Source organism: Listeria grayi (assembly GCF_900638015.1).
GTDB classification, from domain to species: domain Bacteria; phylum Bacillota; class Bacilli; order Lactobacillales; family Listeriaceae; genus Listeria; species Listeria grayi.
Genome location: NZ_LR134483.1, coordinates 1,790,855 through 1,810,179, shown reverse-complemented (window position 1 = coordinate 1,810,179; position 19,325 = coordinate 1,790,855). Strand labels below are relative to the sequence as shown.

General features: G+C 37.6%; 17 protein-coding genes and 2 pseudogenes. 11 read left to right on the top strand and 8 right to left on the bottom strand.

Going from position 1 to position 19,325, the window contains the following annotated elements; genetic code table 11:
• Nucleotides 1-11 precede the first annotated feature (11 nt).
• From EL241_RS08760 to EL241_RS08730, 7 genes are all read left to right on the top strand, one after another.
• On the top strand, nucleotides 12-995 hold the full coding sequence (locus EL241_RS08760; RefSeq protein ID WP_036106344.1) for a glycosyltransferase family 2 protein: 984 nt from the start codon (nucleotides 12-14) through the stop codon (nucleotides 993-995).
• An 11-nt stretch (nucleotides 996-1,006) separates the two neighbouring features.
• Entirely contained in the window at nucleotides 1,007-2,017 is a 1,011-nt protein-coding gene (locus EL241_RS08755) for a glycosyltransferase family 2 protein (RefSeq protein ID WP_126320513.1), read from the top strand.
• Between the two features lie 102 nt (nucleotides 2,018-2,119).
• The gene (locus EL241_RS08750) at nucleotides 2,120-3,610 is read left to right on the top strand and encodes a nicotinate phosphoribosyltransferase (protein WP_003755142.1); all 1,491 of its coding nucleotides are present in this window, start codon (nucleotides 2,120-2,122) and stop codon (nucleotides 3,608-3,610) included.
• A gap of 19 nt (nucleotides 3,611-3,629) precedes the next feature.
• Nucleotides 3,630-4,454, top strand: coding sequence for an NAD(+) synthase (nadE, locus tag EL241_RS08745; protein WP_003755143.1), 825 nt, complete (start codon nucleotides 3,630-3,632; stop codon nucleotides 4,452-4,454).
• A 9-nt stretch (nucleotides 4,455-4,463) separates the two neighbouring features.
• Complete coding sequence (locus EL241_RS08740) at nucleotides 4,464-4,772, top strand: putative quinol monooxygenase (protein ID WP_036106347.1); 309 nt, start codon at nucleotides 4,464-4,466, stop codon at nucleotides 4,770-4,772.
• Between the two features lie 143 nt (nucleotides 4,773-4,915).
• Entirely contained in the window at nucleotides 4,916-6,472 is a 1,557-nt protein-coding gene (guaA, locus tag EL241_RS08735; RefSeq protein WP_126320691.1) for a glutamine-hydrolyzing GMP synthase, read from the top strand.
• A gap of 123 nt (nucleotides 6,473-6,595) precedes the next feature.
• Nucleotides 6,596-7,570, top strand: coding sequence for a tyrosine-type recombinase/integrase (locus EL241_RS08730; protein ID WP_077912784.1), 975 nt, complete (start codon nucleotides 6,596-6,598; stop codon nucleotides 7,568-7,570).
• A gap of 405 nt (nucleotides 7,571-7,975) precedes the next feature.
• On the opposite strand, the gene EL241_RS08725 is transcribed toward EL241_RS08730, so the two are convergent.
• The 3 genes from EL241_RS08725 to EL241_RS08715 all read right to left on the bottom strand — a co-directional run bounded on the left by EL241_RS08725 (nucleotide 7,976) and on the right by EL241_RS08715 (nucleotide 9,601).
• On the bottom strand, nucleotides 7,976-8,812 hold the full coding sequence (locus tag EL241_RS08725; RefSeq protein WP_036106354.1) for a S1 family peptidase: 837 nt from the start codon (nucleotides 8,810-8,812) through the stop codon (nucleotides 7,976-7,978).
• Nucleotides 8,813-8,896: 84 nt separating this feature from the next.
• Nucleotides 8,897-9,268 (bottom strand): YdcP family protein, encoded by a 372-nt coding sequence (locus tag EL241_RS08720; RefSeq protein ID WP_446685137.1) that lies wholly within the window; start codon nucleotides 9,266-9,268, stop codon nucleotides 8,897-8,899.
• Between the two features lie 21 nt (nucleotides 9,269-9,289).
• Complete coding sequence (locus EL241_RS08715; protein ID WP_036106360.1) at nucleotides 9,290-9,601, bottom strand: YdcP family protein; 312 nt, start codon at nucleotides 9,599-9,601, stop codon at nucleotides 9,290-9,292.
• A gap of 273 nt (nucleotides 9,602-9,874) precedes the next feature.
• On the opposite strand from EL241_RS08715, the gene EL241_RS08710 reads away from it, so the two are divergent.
• Nucleotides 9,875-11,026 (top strand): hypothetical protein, encoded by a 1,152-nt coding sequence (locus EL241_RS08710; RefSeq protein WP_052009189.1) that lies wholly within the window; start codon nucleotides 9,875-9,877, stop codon nucleotides 11,024-11,026.
• Between the two features lie 408 nt (nucleotides 11,027-11,434).
• On the opposite strand, the gene EL241_RS08705 is transcribed toward EL241_RS08710, so the two are convergent.
• The 3 genes and pseudogenes from EL241_RS08705 to EL241_RS08695 all read right to left on the bottom strand — a co-directional run bounded on the left by EL241_RS08705 (nucleotide 11,435) and on the right by EL241_RS08695 (nucleotide 16,273).
• Nucleotides 11,435-12,502, bottom strand: a complete 1,068-nt coding sequence (locus tag EL241_RS08705; protein WP_149023449.1) for a restriction endonuclease subunit S — start codon at nucleotides 12,500-12,502, stop codon at nucleotides 11,435-11,437.
• 23 nt (nucleotides 12,503-12,525) lie between these two features.
• Complete coding sequence (locus EL241_RS08700) at nucleotides 12,526-14,568, bottom strand: HsdM family class I SAM-dependent methyltransferase (protein WP_232020818.1); 2,043 nt, start codon at nucleotides 14,566-14,568, stop codon at nucleotides 12,526-12,528.
• A gap of 561 nt (nucleotides 14,569-15,129) precedes the next feature.
• A pseudogene (locus EL241_RS08695) lies at nucleotides 15,130-16,273 on the bottom strand (IS3 family transposase).
• A 225-nt stretch (nucleotides 16,274-16,498) separates the two neighbouring features.
• Between EL241_RS08695 and EL241_RS08690 the strand changes: the two are divergent.
• Nucleotides 16,499-17,146, top strand: a complete 648-nt coding sequence (locus EL241_RS08690) for an IS3 family transposase (RefSeq protein ID WP_077912786.1) — start codon at nucleotides 16,499-16,501, stop codon at nucleotides 17,144-17,146.
• A 40-nt stretch (nucleotides 17,147-17,186) separates the two neighbouring features.
• On the opposite strand, the gene EL241_RS08685 is transcribed toward EL241_RS08690, so the two are convergent.
• A complete protein-coding gene (locus tag EL241_RS08685; protein WP_036106658.1) occupies nucleotides 17,187-17,378 on the bottom strand; it encodes a hypothetical protein in 192 nt (63 codons plus the stop codon).
• A 175-nt stretch (nucleotides 17,379-17,553) separates the two neighbouring features.
• Between EL241_RS08685 and EL241_RS13835 the strand changes: the two are divergent.
• Nucleotides 17,554-17,784 (top strand): annotated as a pseudogene (locus tag EL241_RS13835) (bacteriocin immunity protein); the annotation flags it as partial.
• A gap of 12 nt (nucleotides 17,785-17,796) precedes the next feature.
• Nucleotides 17,797-18,411 (top strand): peptide-methionine (S)-S-oxide reductase MsrA, encoded by a 615-nt coding sequence (gene msrA, locus EL241_RS13830; RefSeq protein WP_382310747.1) that lies wholly within the window; start codon nucleotides 17,797-17,799, stop codon nucleotides 18,409-18,411.
• A 61-nt stretch (nucleotides 18,412-18,472) separates the two neighbouring features.
• Here the strand turns inward: msrA and EL241_RS08675 are convergent, their stop codons facing one another.
• The gene (locus EL241_RS08675; protein WP_036106365.1) at nucleotides 18,473-19,282 is read right to left on the bottom strand and encodes a Cof-type HAD-IIB family hydrolase; all 810 of its coding nucleotides are present in this window, start codon (nucleotides 19,280-19,282) and stop codon (nucleotides 18,473-18,475) included.
• Nucleotides 19,283-19,325 lie beyond the last annotated feature (43 nt).

Below are 19,325 nucleotides of genomic sequence, written 5' to 3'. Positions count from 1 at the left end.
GAGCAGGACGTTTGAAACCTTTAGTGAGCATCATTATTCCCATTTACAATATGGAAAAATATTTAAAGCGCTGCCTTGATTCCGTCTTGGCGCAAACTTATAGCCATACTGAGATCCTTTTGATCGATGACGGTTCGACCGATGATTCGAAGCAGATCGCCATGGCTTATCAAGATCCCCGCATCCAGTATTTCTATAAAGAAAATGGCGGTCAAGCTTCGGCACGCAATTTTGGACTTGATAAAATGAACGGCAAATATGTGATCATGGTGGATAGTGATGATTATCTCCATCCGGAATTGATTACACGCTGCTTGGAAGAAGTCGAACAGACGGAAGCAGACCTCGTGATCTTCACGTCTTACAACGTCAATCAAGCTGGCGACCAGCAGTATATCCCCAGAAGCCGCGGCGAGCTGGTTCTGGATGCCGGCAGTGTCCCATGGAATAAGTTTTACTTGGCTACGCTTTGGGAGAACTGCCGCTTCCCAGATGGCTTCTGGTATGAAGATCTTGGGATCGTTCCGGTTGTCTGTCTGAAAGCAAAACTGCCGGTGGTGATCAGCGATGCTCTTTATTATTATCAAGTCGATCGTGAAGATTCCCAGTCCAATATCCAAGATCCGCAGAAGTTTTTAGATGTGGCAAAAATGCTCGCTAATGTCGAGGCGGAACTCGAAAAATGGGGACTGCTGGAACAAAATAGAACGGCATTGACCTATTTATATATCGAACATTTGATTTATCGCTTAGTTCTGCGTAAAGTAATCTATGTAACAGATAAAACAGTACGACGGCAATTATTAAAACAAATCAACCAGTTATGCAAGCAAAAAATCCCGGATTGGCGGAACTATCACTATCAAGCTGGTGGAAAAGTAACCGCTGCTTTGAAAAGAACAGCGATTTTCTGCTATTTACACGGTTGGATCCGCTTAGGGGATCTGATTTGGAAGAAGCCATTTGCGATTGCTAGTAAAAGAACCGGTTTTTAAGGAGGATAAAAATGCTTCAATTATCTGTCATCATTCCCGCATATAACGTATCTGAATATATTGAAGCGTGTCTATACTCTGTTATTCAGCAAACCTATCAAGCACTGGAGATCATTGTCATAAACGACGGTTCAACCGATGATACATTAGAAAAAATCACTCAAGTAGCAGCGGAGCATCCACAGATCCAAGTCTACTCACATGAGAATATCGGTTTATCAGCCACTCGAAATAAAGGTGTGGCACTCGCTAGCGGTGAATACATCACTTTTGTCGACAGTGATGACGTCCTAGACGCTCGGATGTATGAAAAAATGGTTGGTTCTTTATACGAAGCACCAGCTGATATCGTCACGATCGGTGTAGATCGCCTAGCAGAAGATCAAACGTATACATCGGTGTTACATAAACGCTTTATGAAAGAAACGATCTATAATACATCGATTTTTGAATCGACCAGATTATTGTATGATACGACTTCTTGGAATAAGATCTACCGTAAGTCGTTCTGGGAAAAAGAACAACTCGAATTCCCAGAAGGCTACTTATTTGAGGATATCCCTGTTGTGATGAAAGCTTACTTAGCGACGGAACAAGTAAACTTGATTGCCGAAGTCGGCTATTTGTGGCGTTCAAGAACGAGCGGCAATAAGTCGATCACGCAGCAGAAAAATTCGCTCAAAATGACAAAAGATCGCTTGCACGCGCTACACTTAGTAGACAGTTATTTTGCGGAGAAAAATGTCGGAGAAACATTACAATATAAAAAAGAACTTAAATTTTTGAAGATCGACCTGTTTTCGATGATGGAATGGGCCTTTCTTTCCAAAACGTATTACAAGGAGATCCAGCCGCTGATCAAAGCATATGTCGAAGCGCATATCCACACAGATGCGATGCAAGGTCTTTCCAAAATCAAACAGCAATTTTACCGCTATTTATTGGCAGATAATTATCCTTTATTTGTTTGGACGAGCTGGCGTTATGCCGCCAAAAAAATATTCAAGAAAATCAAAAACTAAGCAGATAAACGTCTCGCGGGCTTTTTCGTTTCCCGTGAGGCGTTTTTATGCTATCATATTGTATTATAAAGCTGGAAGATTCCAGAAGAATGGAGCAAAAACATGAAACATTTGCACAAAGATGACAGTTTAGCATTACATACAGATCTATATCAATTAAATATGATGAAAGCATATTTTGAAGATGGCATCCATGAACATAAAACGGTTTTTGAAGTGTTTTTTAGAAATATGCCCTTTGATTCTGGTTTTGTGGTATTTGCAGGTTTGGAGAGAGTTATCGATTACATTGAAAATCTGCGGTTCACACCAGAAGATATTGCATATGTCCAAGAAGAATTGGGCTTTGACGGGGCCTTTTTAGAATACTTGAAGAATTTCCGTTTCCGGGGAACGATCCGGGCAGCACGTGAAGGCGAATTTGTTTTCAAAACGGAACCGATCATTCAAGTCGAAGCAAGTCTAGGTGAAGCGCAATTAATTGAGACAGCTATTTTAAACATTGTGAATTTCCAAACGTTGATCGCTACGAAAGCAGCACGGATCCGCAGTGTGGTAGAAGACGAATCACTTGCAGAATTCGGTACTAGACGTGCGCAGGAAATGGATGCGGCAATCTGGGGAACACGCGCTGCCTATATCGGCGGCTGTGATTCGACCAGTAATGTTCGTGCCGGAAAGATTTTCGGTATTCCGATCTCCGGAACGATGGCTCATGCAATGGTGCAGGCTTACCGTGATGAATACACGGCTTTTAAAAGCTATGCTCGGACACATAAGAATTCGATTTTCTTGGTAGATACCTATGATACACTCAAATCAGGCGTGCCGAATGCGATCAAAGTAGCCAAGGAAATGGGCGATGCGATCAATTTTATCGGTATCCGCTTAGACAGTGGGGACATGGCCTTTCTTTCTAAAAAAGCACGACAAATGCTGGATGAAGCAGGATTTCCAGATGCCAAGATTTTTGCTTCCAGTGATCTGGATGAACACACGATCCTTTCATTAAAAGCGCAAAAAGCGAAGATCGATGCTTGGGGCGTCGGCACGAAATTGATTACCGCTTATGATCAACCAGCATTGGGTGCTGTTTATAAAATGGCGGCGATCGCAGATGAAAATGGCGTATGGCAGGATTCGATCAAACTGTCCAGCAATACGGAAAAAGTATCGACACCGGGCAAAAAGAAAGTATACCGGATCATTACGAATGAAACGGGATTGAAAGCAGAGGGGGACTACATTGCGTTGGATGACGAAGCATTAGATACTTCGAAGCCGCTGACGATGTTCCACCCGGTCCATACCTATATCACGAAAACAGTGACGAACTATCAAGCAAAAGAATTATTAGTTTCCATTTTTGAAAATGGGGAATTAGTTTACAAGAAGCCTTCCTTGGAAGCAATCAAGGCGTATAAAGAAGAAAATCTGGCATTACTATGGGATGAGTACAAACGTACGATCCGGCCAGAACAATATCCAGTGGATCTAAGTGTCAAATGCTGGAAAAATAAAATGCAGAATATCGAAGCGGTTCGTAAAAGCGTCCAAGCGCATTCACCTGTAGATTTAGAAATGCCGTTTTAAGTTTAGGGAGGAATCGAGAATGAGTTTACAAGAAAAAATTATTGCGGAAATGCACGCCATTCCGGAAATAGAACCGGAAGTAGAGATCCGCAAAAGCGTAGATTTTTTGAAAAGCTATTTGAAAACATATCCGTTCATGAAAAGTCTTGTTTTGGGAATCTCCGGCGGACAAGATTCTACACTTACAGGAAAGATAGCACAAACAGCGATCGCTGAACTTCGCGAGGAGACAGGCGATTTGAGCTACCAATTTATTGCTGTTCGTCTGCCGAACGGAACACAGATCGACGAAGAAGACTGCCAAGATGCGATCGAATTTATCGGTCCGGACCAAGTGATCACCGTTAATATCAAAGCCGCTGTGGATGCAAGTGAAAAAGCCTTGCAAGACGCCGGCATCGTTTTATCTGATTTTGCAAAAGGTAATGAAAAAGCAAGAGAACGAATGAAAGTCCAATACTCGATCGCTGCCATGAATAATGGAGCTGTAGTCGGAACAGACCATGCTGCCGAAGCAATCACCGGCTTCTTCACAAAATATGGCGATGGCGGGACTGACATCAATCCGATTTTCCGCTTGACCAAACGTCAAGGCAAACAACTATTGAAAGCACTAGGGTGCCCGGAACATTTATACTTGAAGCAGCCAACAGCAGATTTAGAAGACGACCGCCCAGCTTTACCGGATGAAGTAGCGCTCGGCGTGACATACGATGATATCGATGACTATTTAGAAGGCAAACAATTGCCAAAAGAAACAGTAGCCGTAATTGAAAACTGGTACTTAAAAACCCAACATAAACGTCATTTACCGATCACGATATTCGACGATTTCTGGAAATGAGGGATAAAAATGGACGCTGTGTTTGGATTACTAACAAATTTTCACACCAAACCTGAAGATCAAGAAAAACTAGCAGAAATACTGCTGAGAGCGGCGGAGGCACTAGAAGACTATCAAACCTGTCTGCAGTATCAAGTCATCCTAAACGCCAATGACCGCGAAGTAGTCAGTGTACTAGAAGTGTGGACAGATAAGGGGCATCATGAAGCTTCTTTGGAAAATCCTGCAACAGTAGAAGCCATTAATGAAGCCAGATCACTCATCCTTTCCGTAGAAAGACAAAAAGAATTTGATTTTATTGGCGGAAAAGGAATCTAAATATCGTAATTGAGGTTGCAAGTTTCGCTTATAAAAGTTAAAATGAGAATAATTGAAAAAGGACAGACGGCGATTTGTCCTTTTTTTATAAGCATTTTAACAAGCCGTATTACTTGCGGCTTCATTTTATAGATAAGGTGGGTATAATAGGAATTATGAAGAATTTTACAGATCAAGAAAAAATTATCGTACTAGACTTTGGTAGCCAGTACAATCAATTGATCACACGCAGGATCAGAGAATTTGGCGTGTACAGCGAATTACATCCACATACGATCACAGTAGAAGAAATGAAGGCACTCAATCCGACCGGGATCATTTTCTCCGGAGGCCCGAACAGTGTTTATGACGAAGGAGCTTTCCGTTGTGATGAAGGCCTCTTTGAAATGGGTATCCCGATTCTAGGGATCTGTTATGGTATGCAGCTGATGACACAGCATTTCCAAGGAAAAGTAGAAAAAGCGAAAGATCGTGAATATGGGAAAGCAAGTGTCCACGTAGAACAACCCAATCATTTATTTGCGACACTGCCGACTGATCAAGTCGTTTGGATGAGCCACGGCGATCTAGTTGTCGAAGCACCGGCAGATTTCGACGTTATTTTAACAAGCAAATCTTGCCCAATCGCAGGGATCGCTAACGAAGAACGCAATCTCTACGGCGTGCAGTTCCACCCAGAAGTGCGCCATTCCGAATTCGGGAATGAATTGCTCAAAAACTTTGCCATCACGATCTGTGGCTGCAAAGGCGACTGGACAATGGAAAACTTTATCGAAGTCGAAGTCGAAAAGATCCGTGAAAAAGTCGGCGACAAAAAAGTCTTGCTGGCACTTTCCGGCGGCGTAGATTCTTCCGTAGTCGGCGTCCTTATCCACCAAGCGATCGGCGACCAGCTGACCTGTATTTTCGTGGATCACGGCTTGCTACGCAAAGGCGAAGCAGACCAAGTTATGGAAACCCTACAAGGCGAATTCAACATGAACATCATCAAAGTCGACGCCAAAGATCGTTTCTTGAATAAACTAGCAGGCGTATCCGATCCAGAACAAAAACGTAAGATCATCGGTAACGAGTTTATCTATGTATTCGATGATGAAGCCAGCAAATTAGACGGCGTTGAATTCCTTGCACAAGGAACGCTATACACCGATATTATCGAAAGCGGCACAGCAACCGCCCAAACCATCAAGAGCCATCACAACGTCGGCGGCCTTCCTGAAGACATGCAGTTCGAACTGATCGAACCGCTGAACACACTATTCAAAGACGAAGTACGCGCCCTAGGAACAGAACTAGGCATGCCAGATGCGATCGTTTGGCGCCAACCATTTCCAGGACCAGGCCTAGGCATCCGCGTATTAGGCGAGATCACCGAAGAAAAACTAGAAATCGTTCGCGATTCTGACTTGATCCTCCGCGAAGAAATCAAAGAAGCAGGACTCGAACGCGAGATCTGGCAATATTTCACCGCCCTTCCAAACATCCGCAGCGTCGGCGTCATGGGCGACGGCCGAACCTATGATCATACCGTTGTACTCCGCGCGGTAACAAGCATTGATGGCATGACAGCAGACTGGGCACGGATCCCGTGGGATGTGCTTGAGAAGATCTCCGTGCGGATCGTGAATGAGGTTTCGCATGTGAACCGGGTTGTTTATGATATTACGAGTAAGCCGCCTGCGACGGTGGAGTGGGAGTAGGGTTGGTGGTATACATCCTATTCCATTCTCTAGAAACGAGTTACAACGATTGGTATAGCTAATAAAAATGAGTAGAACTTATTCTGTCCTCCTATTATCTTATGATAATAGGGGGGGTTTTTTATGGATTTCACAAACTGTTACGAAGAACATTTAGCCAATTTGGAAATTTTAGGACGCAATAAAGGAACAATTAATAACCATATTTTCTATTTAAACCGAATTTTCGATTTTCTAAAAGAGCAGGGGCTATCTGAAATTGAGGAAATAGAACCAAGACATATCAGAAGATACATCAAAGCAACGCTAGACAGAGGAAGAGAGAAGCCAATAACTATCAACAAAAGCACCTACATTTTACGCTCTTTTTTCAACTTTTGCGTCGAAGAAGAAATCATATTGGAGTCCAAAAATCCGATACGCCATATTAAAAATTTGAAGCAGGAAAAGCGGGTACTGGTAACGTTCAACGACGCCGAAGTAACTAGAATTATCAACTACTACAACGATAATAGCTACACAGACGTCCGCAACAAAACGATACTTATGGCACTTTTTGACATGGGGTTGCGTGCTAGCGAAGTTTGTGGAATTAAAAACAGTGACGTAACGCAGACAGGCGTGCTTATCCGAGGAAAAGGGAGCAAGGAACGTGTTGTTTACATCAGCCCGATAGTTCGGAAGCAAATGAAAAAATACGAACGCTTTCGGCAGAATAGATTTAAAAAAAGACAGCCAACCGAGTATTACTTTTTATCCCAGCACGCAGACCAAATTTTCAGAAGTACAATCAATAAAATACTCGATACTGCCTGTAAAAACGCTGACATACGACCAGAAGTTCGAGCAAGTCCCCACGACTGTAGACATTATTTTGCACAGAAGCAACTAAGAAATGGTATTGACCCGTATAGCCTAAGTAGGCTCATGGGACACTATGACACGTCTATGACAAACGTTTATCTACGTGGCATATCAGATGCCGACATTGTAGAACGAGGCGTGCAGACAAGCCCGATCATGGACTTAAAAGGTCAAATAAAATGGGGCAACAAAATAAAGGACAATCGTCCATTACTGGAAAAGAAAACCAAATAAAAAAAAGCCCTCCCTGCGATCAACAGGGAAAGGCTCGAAGTGTTGCAATAACACCACATAAACTACTGTTATTGTAGCATTTCTATCTGAAAAATTCAATAGATAGGAGTGTATTTTATTATGTACAATTTTAGTTGGACAGATGTCAATAATAAAGAGACTCTACAATAACACACACAGAAAGGGCAGTGATCACACTGCCCCAAAAATATGAAGTTTGTATTTGATTAACAAAATCATCGATGGTGAAGTTTTCCAACCCCATAATCAAAATAGATTCCAAATGAAAAGAAATTACAACACAAGAAAATAGAATAACTGATGATATAAAAAAGAAGCGATAGACTAATTGTTTGTCGCTTACTCGCACTCTTTTATCTTTGCAATTAAAAATAAAATCCCTCCTTAATCTAGAAGTTGCTCAAAATCCAATAATTTACGTGCATGTATAGTTACTCCTAAATTATTGGGAATTAACGTATGAGTTACTTGAGTTCTAGATGCTGGAATCTCAACAATTTCTAACTTACCAGATACACTGTGCTGAGCAACTGCATATACAATTCCGACCAAATTAAGTCTAGAAGCAATACTTACAGTACCGTTTGGTAAACTATATGAACCTTGATTGAATACAAAAACTGGCGAACCACTAGACCCTCCAAAAATTGCGGAATCTATTAAAAATCTTGGACTATTTTCAAAATCATTTTGTAGTGGTGTAGCAGTAATTCCCTTTCTTACAATAGGATTGTTATTTAAAGAATCCCAAATCCCATCGGGGTATCCAACAACAGTAATTTCTTCAATTCGTGAAAAATTGGTTTCATAATCAGAAGAACTAGGAATTAAACTACTGTTCAATGAAATATAATAAAGTTCATGCCCTGATTGCCTTATTTGTGCATGTATATTAGCAATAGGTAACATACATAAATCAATATCATCTTCAGGATGCTTAATCCATAAGCTTTCGAAATTTTTAACAACTAAATCAAAGTACTTTCCTTTTACTTGATGACCATCTTTATCCGCAATAGAAAAGCGCAATTTCCCTGTAATAGCATTCTCTATAACATGTTTATTTGTAACAATTGCTGGGACATGCATCCCTGTTTCAAAATTTTCTTTAAACCTGAAGAAAAATCCGGTTCCAGTGCTTATTCCATTTGGTATTGTAGTTTCTATTCTTATAGTTGTAATAATAATTTGCTCGGCCAAAGTCAAATGTTGTGTACTCATTTTTTTCTCCTTTCTAAATTTTATTTTCTTATTAAGATATTATGGTTATAGTATATCAAATTTTTATAAGGAAAGTGTTTTTAATTATTTTTTTCGTTTCGGCTCTTCTTCAGATTGCTGATTTTGTAATAATTTCTTTAAGATAATATCATCAGCCTTAATATACCAATCAACATTCGCCCCTTGATAGGTGGCAGTAGCAACGGTGTCCGCAACGGGATTGATAAGTTCCATCCGTGCGTTATAGTCAAACTCTTTCAAAGGCACGCTGGCAGGAATACTTACTTGAATCATGCGTCCTTGTCCTTTGGATTTTAAGTCATAGGTACGTTCCTTGATTTCATCTGAAACCGCCCCGTCTTCATTTTGGATTCTCACTTCTCGACGCAGGGCAGAGAATTTCAATTCTCCAAAAGTCGTGTCTTTATCTAATACAATGCCATTAGCTAATCTCATCATTTTTCCTCTCTTTCTTTATTATTTTATCATGTCGTCAGCATGTAAAAGATAATTGGTAAAACCACGAATGCCGATTTTATAACCCTCTGCGGTAATACGCGGATTGACTAACTTCACACATTCCTCAAAGTCGAAATGCTTCTCGCCAGCTTCAGCAGGAAGTACGACCACAATATCATCTGCACGCTGAACATCTGAATAGAGGTTATAGCTTCGTGATAAGACTGTTTGTTGTCCGTTGATTCTTCGCTGTACGATTTTATCCTCGCCGACAAATTCTAAATTACCGAATGTTTTTTCCATGTTGGGAATAACAAATTTAAGTTCCATATTTTTACCTGTCCTTTCATTTTTATGGTTGAATGAATCTTATTTATTTGATGTTCTTACACGGTGGAGATCGACCTTTGTTTTCTTGATTTACTGTTTTCGTTGTATCACGTCCTTTCAAATTGGTCTAAAAATAGACGATCATTTTTGAGCGTCTTATGGTTACTTGATAATATTGGTATTGTTGTTATTCTTTTTATCAATGTATATTTGAATCATGGTAATATATAGGTATCTGATATGCTGTAGAAGAGAGAAGGAAGGCTAAGACAAATGAAAATTGTAATATTTTACTCGTGGCAATCTGACTTGCCAAATAACAAAAACAGAGGATTAATAGGTGACTGCATTCAAAAAGTTTCAAAGCAATTGCTCGAAGTCTGTCCGCAAGTAACGGAAATTGAAATAGAAATGGATAGCCGAAATGAAAGTGGAACACCAGATTTAGTAGATAGTATTTTTAGAAAAATTGATAACTGTGATATTTTTCTGGCAGATATAAGTATAATTAACTCTGGTACAATAGAACGTTATACGCCAAATCCAAATGTCTTAATAGAATTGGGGTATGCTTCCAGAGTTTTAGATTGGTCTAAAATTCTTTGTATTTTCAACTCGGAGTATGGCAAAGTTGAAGACTTACCATTTGATATTAGATTCAGGAAACCTATAATTTATAATTCTAGTGAGAATACATCAATATCGAAAAAACAATTAACCAAATTACTTAAAGATTCAATAGAAAATATTATTAATACACGCATTATAGATAAAAAAGAATATTTAACAACAAAACGTACCGTAGACCTTCATATTCAAAGTATCCTTATTGATTTCTGTAGGTTATTATTTGAAACAGATCAAGATAAGAATCATCGATTTAACTATCCCAAATTACTACAAATTTCTTTAGATGATATTGCATCTATTTTAGAAAATAAGGAAATATTAGGTTTTCACTTCTATAAAAATATAGGCTTGAATATAAGTGATTTGGTTGAATTCTTCAATGATGGACTAGAAACATTTTTCTTATCTGATAAAGAAAAACGTTTATTAGCAAAAATGGTATTCGCACTACGTGAATATAAAGAACTAATTTATTCAGAAAGAGTATTCGATGAGATTGGGGAGTGTTCTAAATACAAGTTGGTCTCTGGTTATGAGCTGAATCCAACAAATTCTCCAGATTCTTATTTACTTTTGCAACCACTTAAAGGCAATAAAGCAGTTGTTATAAGCGGAGGGAAATTCGACCAGGAAGTAACGAAAAAGCTGCTGTTAAATTTGAGAATCAAAAAAGAGTCTTTACAATATATATCTAAATGCATTCATCAAATCTCTTTACTAACAAATGAATGGATTAGTTTGACAGGTAACTATTTTATAGCAAATCCAAACTTATTCAACTCAAAAAAAACTTGATACTTATAATGCAGTTCCAATTGAAAAGGCGTTCACTCTTGAACGCCTCTTTGGTATTTTTTAAAATGTTAGTTTGAATATTGATGTTTTATTAACAGATTTAGAGAAAAACTAACCATTCTGATTAGGTGCAAAATTGCACTTTGACTGCACTTTTTTTATAGTATTTTGTGATTGACACTGTTTTATCTGCTTCCATATCCCTTAATTTTACTGCATTCTACTTGATATGCTGTAGCCTTAAAGCGGAGTGGGAGTAGTATAGGTATATAACTTAACTTTAAAACACAAATTTGATAGGGGTTTGACGACTATAGAAAGGTTTTAATTGACTTAATTTCAATTGGTTCCCCACCAAAAAGAGCATCTCTTTTTAATTAAAAGTAGATGCTCTTTTTATTTCATATTTTATTGATTTAGCCATGTAAATATATCTTTTATTATTAGTTTATGCATAATCTCAATATACTGTTCCATAAACGTATAGTCAGGTTTATCACCCAAGGTTGGCAATAAAATAGTTAATTCATCAGCATCTTTAGCATAAAAATTATTAGAATAACTAAATATTCCTGAATTAGCGGCTCTATGTATTGCTGATGTAATAAAAATCACTGCATTTTTAGGCAAATGTTCTGTATGCACAACTGCAATATGGTCATCAGCACCGTAATTATAATTTCTATATTTAGAAGAACCAAACATATCTATAGTCACAGTATTTTGTTGAAAAATTGTAACATCATTACTTATAAAATCTGATATCCCAGTATCCTCTTCTCCAGCCGTAACAAATGGTAGTTTCCCTGAAATTCTATCATCTTTTTTTAACCTTTTTCCTCTTGTTGCGTTACCAAAAAGTTCTAACAATGCATACTCTTTCCATATCAAATTATCATAATCTACTAAAATCTCCATATCACTGTCTGATAAGTCACATGCTTCAAAACCAATAGTGTTCACGTAACTCGATAAAGCTTCTAAACGCTCTTTTTCAATAATTGTCATGTATTCCTCCATATATTCAAGAGCTATCCCCTCACTACTATATGGAACAAATATCTTATGAAACTTAATATCTTGTAGTTTGTAACCACCTTGTTGTCCATCAAATTGCGATACAAATTTTTGAATGGAACTTATTAAAAATAACCCACTTTTTTCACTCAATTTAAATTTAGCTTTCAACTTATTAATATTTTGAGAAACGTAATAAGGTTCTTTTTGATATTTCACATATTTATAATTCCCGACAACAGTTGCTGTTATGGTGTTAGCTTCATTTGGTAAAAATTCTTGCATTTCTATTTTCCCTTGAACACCATTATTTTCGGTTGTTCTTCCAATAAAATTAGTTCCTTCTGGAATAAAATTTAATTTTCCAGCGTCTAACGACTTAGTACCCGTTATTTTAAATAATTGTTGTAGTTCTTTTTTTCGCCACTTAATATCATACTTCTTTTCCAAATCATCCAATTTAGATTGTATCAAGTGGCGATTTATTTTCCCAAGTCATTATTACCTTTTAACAATTGGTTTACTTCCCAAGACAGATAATCAGAAATTGTTTTCCTATGCTCATCAAAGTCAGGTTTTAAATCTACTGCCACTAATTGGTTCCAATCATTTCCTTTTTCAGGGTCAATGGTACCTTCTAAGTACTCATTTTCTGAAAAAATATTCAACTTAGTTTTACCAAATTTAACGAGAGCCACGAGTTCATCGTATCTTTCTTTAGCTCTATCTGTATCTTGAAGATTATAACTAGCTTTTGCTTTTTTACGACTTCTTCTAGTATACCCATCATTACTAAAATCAATAAACTTGACTATTGAATCCGACTCATGCCTTTCGTTCACTCTGAATACGTAAATATTTGTTTGAACACTTGATTTGCCAACGAATAAATCAATCGGCATTTTTATACTTGCAAGCAAAGTATTATTTTTCAAAATTCTCTTATTAATTGCTACTGCTCTTCCTGAACCAGCTGAATTTTGAATAATTATTGCGCCATATCCACTTTCCATCATATTTAAAGCTTTTTCCACAAAGACCATTCCATTACCTTCTGCTGAATACGGGGGATTTAGTACAAATGCATTAGCAGGAAACTTTTCATCATCTTTCCCAAAAGCGTACTTACCATCAAAATCAGTCAAAGAATCTTCATTTAAAATATTGGAAGACCCATCTCCCATTAAAATCATGTTTAAAATAGCTAGCATATAGATTTCAGGTAATATTTCTAATCCTAACAATTGATTTGCTTTTATTTCAAGTTCCTTTTCCATAAGTTTTTCTGGTGAATCTATATTTTCTCTCGCATCATTTAACATTTCATTCATAGCCGCAACAAGTAGTCCTGCTGACCCAGTCGCAAAATCCCACACATAAGAATCTTTATTTACCCTTGCAAGCTTAACTAGAAGATTAGACACATAAGATGGTGTCAAAACAACATCATTCAATTTATCTTGCGTAAATCCTAACCATGAATACATTTCATTAAATAATTTCCCTGTAAAGTCGGTAGTCAATCCAATTTTATAGTAGTAACCTAAATCATCAACAATTTTAACAAACACCCTTTTTAATTGAGTCTCACCATCCACAACTTTATTCACATTTCCATTAACCAACGTATTACTTAATGAATTGATTATTAAGTGTTTTTTTTCTTCAGGAAGATTTTTTTCATTTAAAAAACCTTCAATCTTCCTAATTATTATTTCTCCATCTGTGTTACCTTTCTCATTTGATGATTTCAGGTCAGACTTTTCAAGTGGTGCTACTTTACCAGCAACCCCTATAGTTGCAATAATACTAGCTGCAACTAAATTTACTCTATCCTTTTCAGATAAACCTTTTTCATTTTTATAAATATCATTATTCAACCTCATTAGTGAGGTATCTATTTCTTGTTCCCTTTTTTGCTTGATTTTCTCAAGTTCAGCCGGTGATAAATTTAAATTTTGTACAGTTTGTATAAACTCATCAAAATTCTCTTGTTTTAAAAAAGAAAAATCTGTAAATTCTCCTATTTTTTGTCCCATACCTAAATTTGATTTTGAAACATAATACACGCCTATCTCATATTCAATTTCGCCATTATTTTTTTTATAGCCAGTCATCCCTATAGATATTATATCTGAATAGCTTGTATGGTGTAATAAAGCATTAGCGTAATGAATAGCTCCATTTACTGCATACCCTTTTATATTAGTGTAATGAGGTGTATTATCAGCTTTTACATTTTGAACATCCCCCTCATTATCCAACTTTACAAGTTTATTTTTATAACCTTTGTATTCAATTAAAATCGGATAAAAGTTTAAATTTTTGTCTTGTAATAGCAGTTTACAATCAGGTCGGATACTTCCACTACCTCCAGATTTTGACTTGTAGTCAGTCAAAGCTTTATCTATTTCTTCATTCAATATTTCTTGTTCTAATTTATAATCTAGATTATAGTTTTTCAACCACCCATTCGCTAGATCTGCAACGTTCGGTTCCATCGATTGATTCTTTTTACTTTTCAATATTTTTCCTCCTATAAAAAATAAAATCCTAAAATCAATTTTTTTAGGATTCCAACAATATACTCATCATATATTATAGCATAAAGCTTTCAACTTTTTGAATTTCCCTATAACATCAATTACGGATTTTAGAAAACAGCTCCGTAAATACTATAAAATTTTATCTTACTCTTTTATAAATCTAATTATCAACGGAAATACTATATGAGAAACAATAAAAATTAATACATTCTAAATGACTTTTAATGTAAAAATAACCATAATGAAAAGAGATTAGACACATATTTAATTAAGTTAAATTATCGTATTTCTCTCTTTTCAAAATAAACTCTCCTAAGGAATGCTTTACTCACTTTGAAACGTACCATATTACTTTTCTCGTCTCGCTTCTTTAGGATAATATTTATTAAAAATCCTCTTTAATAGAAGTATTAGTTAAAATACGTTTAGCACTTGAAATTTCAAGACTACTTGCTGGGTCTTTCAAATAATCTAGTTCCAGAAATAGGGATTAATTGATATGGACAGATGTCAATAAAGTAGACAGAAAAAAGGAATGTTTTATGAAGAATCATTTAGAAAAGCAAGTTCTTTTAAATTAGGTGATAAGAACTTGTTTGCGGAATGAGGTCTCTTTGAATGATAGAATCCTTCAATATATTCAAAACAAGCTAATTTTACTTCTTCCAAAGAGGAAAATTTTCGTCGGTTCAGCTCTTCTTTCTTCATATATTTAAAGAAAGATTCTGTGACGGCATTATCCCACGGGTAAGCAAGTTTAGAGTAGGAAGGGACAAGGTTGTGCTTTTCTTGAATCTGCCGTAAATCTTGAGATAAATATTGGGATCCACAATCAGAATGAAAAATAAACGACTGCATAGGTTTCCTAGAGTAAACGGCTCGTTCTACCGTATCGCAAACTAATTTTGCAGTCATCGAGGCATAAACATTCCAAGCAATTACTTTTCGAGAGAAGATGTCAAGAATCACACAAAGATAAACAAATCCTTTTTTTACGGGAATATAGGAAATGTCGCTGACCCAAATACGGTTGGGCTGCTTGGAATGAAACTGTTGTTTCAACAAATTTGGACAAGTAGAAGAAACCGACGGTTTTTGATAACGGAATCTCGGTTTTACGGTAGACATTTTAGGAAGATCCATGGTTTTCATTAGTCGGTACACTCTTCCGATACTAATGGAAATACCATAATCACGCTGTAAAACTATTTTTATCTTGGCTGCGCCGAGTCTAAACTTTGTCTCGGTATAAGTCTGTAAAATAATCCGTTTGATTTGTTGGTTTTCGACGGAACAGCCGAAGGGATCTTGGATAAAAATTTGTAGTAGGTACTGCGGTTAACGCGCAATACTTGGCAGAGCCTTACAATAGAATGATCGGCAGCTAACAGAGAAATGGCTTTTAATCGTTGCTGGAGTGTGGCGTGAAGATGGCAATGGCTTTTTTTAAGATTAAATTCTCTTCTTCTAGCAAGGCTTTCTGTTTTTGAAGTTCGCGAACTTGTTTGACAGTTAGCAGCTCGCCAGAGTCCATTTGTACTTCGGAATAAAGTTTAATCCATCTAGAAAGAGCAGTCTGAGAGACGCCATATTCTTTGCATAAAGCAGCCTGTATTTTCCCCCCGTTGTATAAATTTACGAGACTTTTTTTAAAATCTTCATCGTATTTTTTGTAATTAGACATAAGCTGTAATTCCTTTCGTTTTAGTGTCTACTTTATTAGTATATATCCACGGTCTGCTCGCAAAGAAATAGCCATCCTAAAATGGATGAACCAAGAACAAGAAGCAGGTCGCCATAGCATTTTAAGGATGTGTACGATTCTTGGTATTTCTAGTAAGCTCTTACTACAGGCATTTAAACCCGATGGTTTCCAAAAGAGCGCGAGCTGATCAGGTGCTGGATCAACGTGTTTTACAACTGTATCAAACGTGTCCAAAAATCAATGAGGAGGCAAAACCTACGGTCTATCACGGTAAAGAAGTTTAAAGCAGGAAGACCAACGAAAAAGATATTGAAAACCTATAAAAATCTATTAAATCAAGATTTTTCAACAATAGTACTCAATCAAAAATGGGTAGCTGATATTACGTATATCTATACCATCTCAGATGGCTGGTGCTATTTATCAACCATCATGGATTTGTATTCCAGAAAAATCATTGGGTACCACTTTGATCAAACCATGCAGGCCTCTATCGTTATTAAAGCCTTAAATGATGCACTTTCTAAGCGAAAGATAGAAAAAGGACTGGTTCTTCATACAGATTTGGGTGCGCAATATACAAGTATCGACTATGAAACAAAGTTAAGCGCAATGAATATCTGCCATTCATACAGCAAAAAAGGCTGTCCCTATGATAACGCCGGAATCGAGTCTTTCCATGCGCTGCTAAAGAAAGAGCATGTTTACCAACGACCTGCTTATTTCAACTTCGAAGAAGCGAAGCATCACGTTTTCAGCTATGTACAAGGCTTTTATAATAATCACCGAATTCATAGTGCAATAGCTCATTTATCTCCAAATAAGTTTGAACAGAAATTTTCAGTTGCTTAATATTGAATGTCTCTCGTAAAAACTGTTTCAACTATTGACTCTAATCCAGTTTGCCAAATAAAAAAACAGCGACCATTCTAATCTGATACGTTTCGGATTGATAGAAGTCGGATGCTGTTTTTTCTAGTTGTTCTTCTGGATACGTTTCTGCCAATCTGTTAGCAAAGTTCTCCATTGGTTTAAAGCCATTGGGGACTGCGGCAATGATTTGTAGTTCTTCTTCGATATTCATTTGCTCACTCCTATAAAAACGCTTTTTGAATTTCTTAAATAAAAGGCTCTTTCTAGTTCAGTTTATCACATTATGCAAGGTTTGTTCAGTTCTACTAAATCTGTTCAAGCACTTCATCCCAGCAAAACCGCCTGACTCTGCTATAATACACTTACAGACACCAATTACTGAAATTATGCCTGAAACCACAAGGATGATCCAATTGAAAACGAACCAAACTGAAATTCTCAACCAGCTTTATAATCTTATCCTAAATCCGGGAACGCGTGATTGGGAGCGTTCTTTGCTTATGAAAGCCAAATCAGGTATCGAAAGTGGTGCTAGCTTTGACGCGCAGCTGGCGAAACTGGAAGCTGATTTGCGGCCACTGGCGCTCAGAAATAATCTCACTCCTGATGTGACGGATTTTTACTTAAAAATGACGGATGATTCGGCTGCGAGTGAATCGTTTGATGTAGCCAAACATAATCAGGGGGCGCTTCCTTATCAAGAACGTGCGATTTTTGCGGGTGGCTGTTTCTGGTGTATGGTCGAACCGTTTGAAACAAAAGAAGGTATTCTTTCTGTGTTATCGGGCTATACAGGTGGACATGTGGAGAACCCGACGTATGAACAGGTAAGTGGTGGTTATACGGGGCATGTGGAAGCTGTGGAAGTGATTTTTGACACGCGAGTCCTGTCTTATCAAGAACTTGTCGAGCTTTATTGGCTGCTGACAGACCCGACGGATTCCATGGGGCAGATGGCTGACCGCGGGAGTAATTATCGGCCTGTCATTTTTGTGGAAAACGAAGTGCAGCGACAAATCGCAGAGGACTCCAAGCAAGCCTTGGCAGCGTCTGGCAAGTATAAGCGTCCGATCGTAACAGCTATCGAACCAGCTTCTACCTTTTGGCCAGCCGAAAATTTTCATCAGGAATTTTATAAGAAAAATCCGAAAAGGTATAAGAAAATCAAACGTGCTCGGCAGCAGTTTTTAGCTTTTCAGCGGTTGCAGGGCAGGGTGCGCAAGTGGAGAGGAAAGACGCAGTAAGTGCGATCTCACAAAAAACAAAAGTCCAGGGTAAGAGGACTTTTGTTTTTTTATATACTAGTTATGCTTCCTTTAAGATCCGTTCGATCTCATCCAAAATCGCCTCAGTATTATTCGAACCGATTACCATTTTAGCAGCTTGTTTCACTTGCTCTTGTGCATTCTCCATGGCAAAACTATACGCCGTATTTTGGATCATCTCCAAATCATTTCCGCTGTCTCCAAATGTTGCTATCTCCGAATCCTGAATGCCCCATTCTTTCCCAACCAGCGTCAAGCCGCGGTGCTTATGCACGCCTGGGATAATCAAATCGATATCGCCATGTCCACTGGAAACAGGGACCAGCGTGTTTCCTAATGCATGTTTAAGCGTTTCTAAATGCTGCTTTGCTTCATGTGCTTCAAAGGTCAACGCAAATTTGAAAATATCATCGTTTTCTTGTTGGATCTCGAATAAATTGTCGATTTTTTTGATTTGGGGATAATAAAAGGATACTTTCTTGAAATTTTCTGCTGGCATATTTTTGGAAACGTAAGCACTGTTTTGACCACATAGAACTAAATTGACTGGATTTAGCGATTCTAACAGGATCAATGTTGCGAGAATCGTTTCTGATTCTATTTTGGCATGATAAAAGGATTCGTCTCCCATCACGATATTTGCACCATTTTCGGAGACAAATGTGATATATTGATAAATATCAGGAAAGAACGAGCGAAGTTGGAAATATTGGTTCCCGCTCGCTACTACGAAACGAATCTCTTTTTCTTGAAGCTTAGAAAATAAGTTGTAAAATCTTTTGACATTATACGTTTTTTGGTCATTTAAAAACGTTCCGTCCATATCGACTGCTATCATTTTGATTTTCATGGGTTTGACCACCTTTCCAATCGATTGTAACGTCTGGAACGCG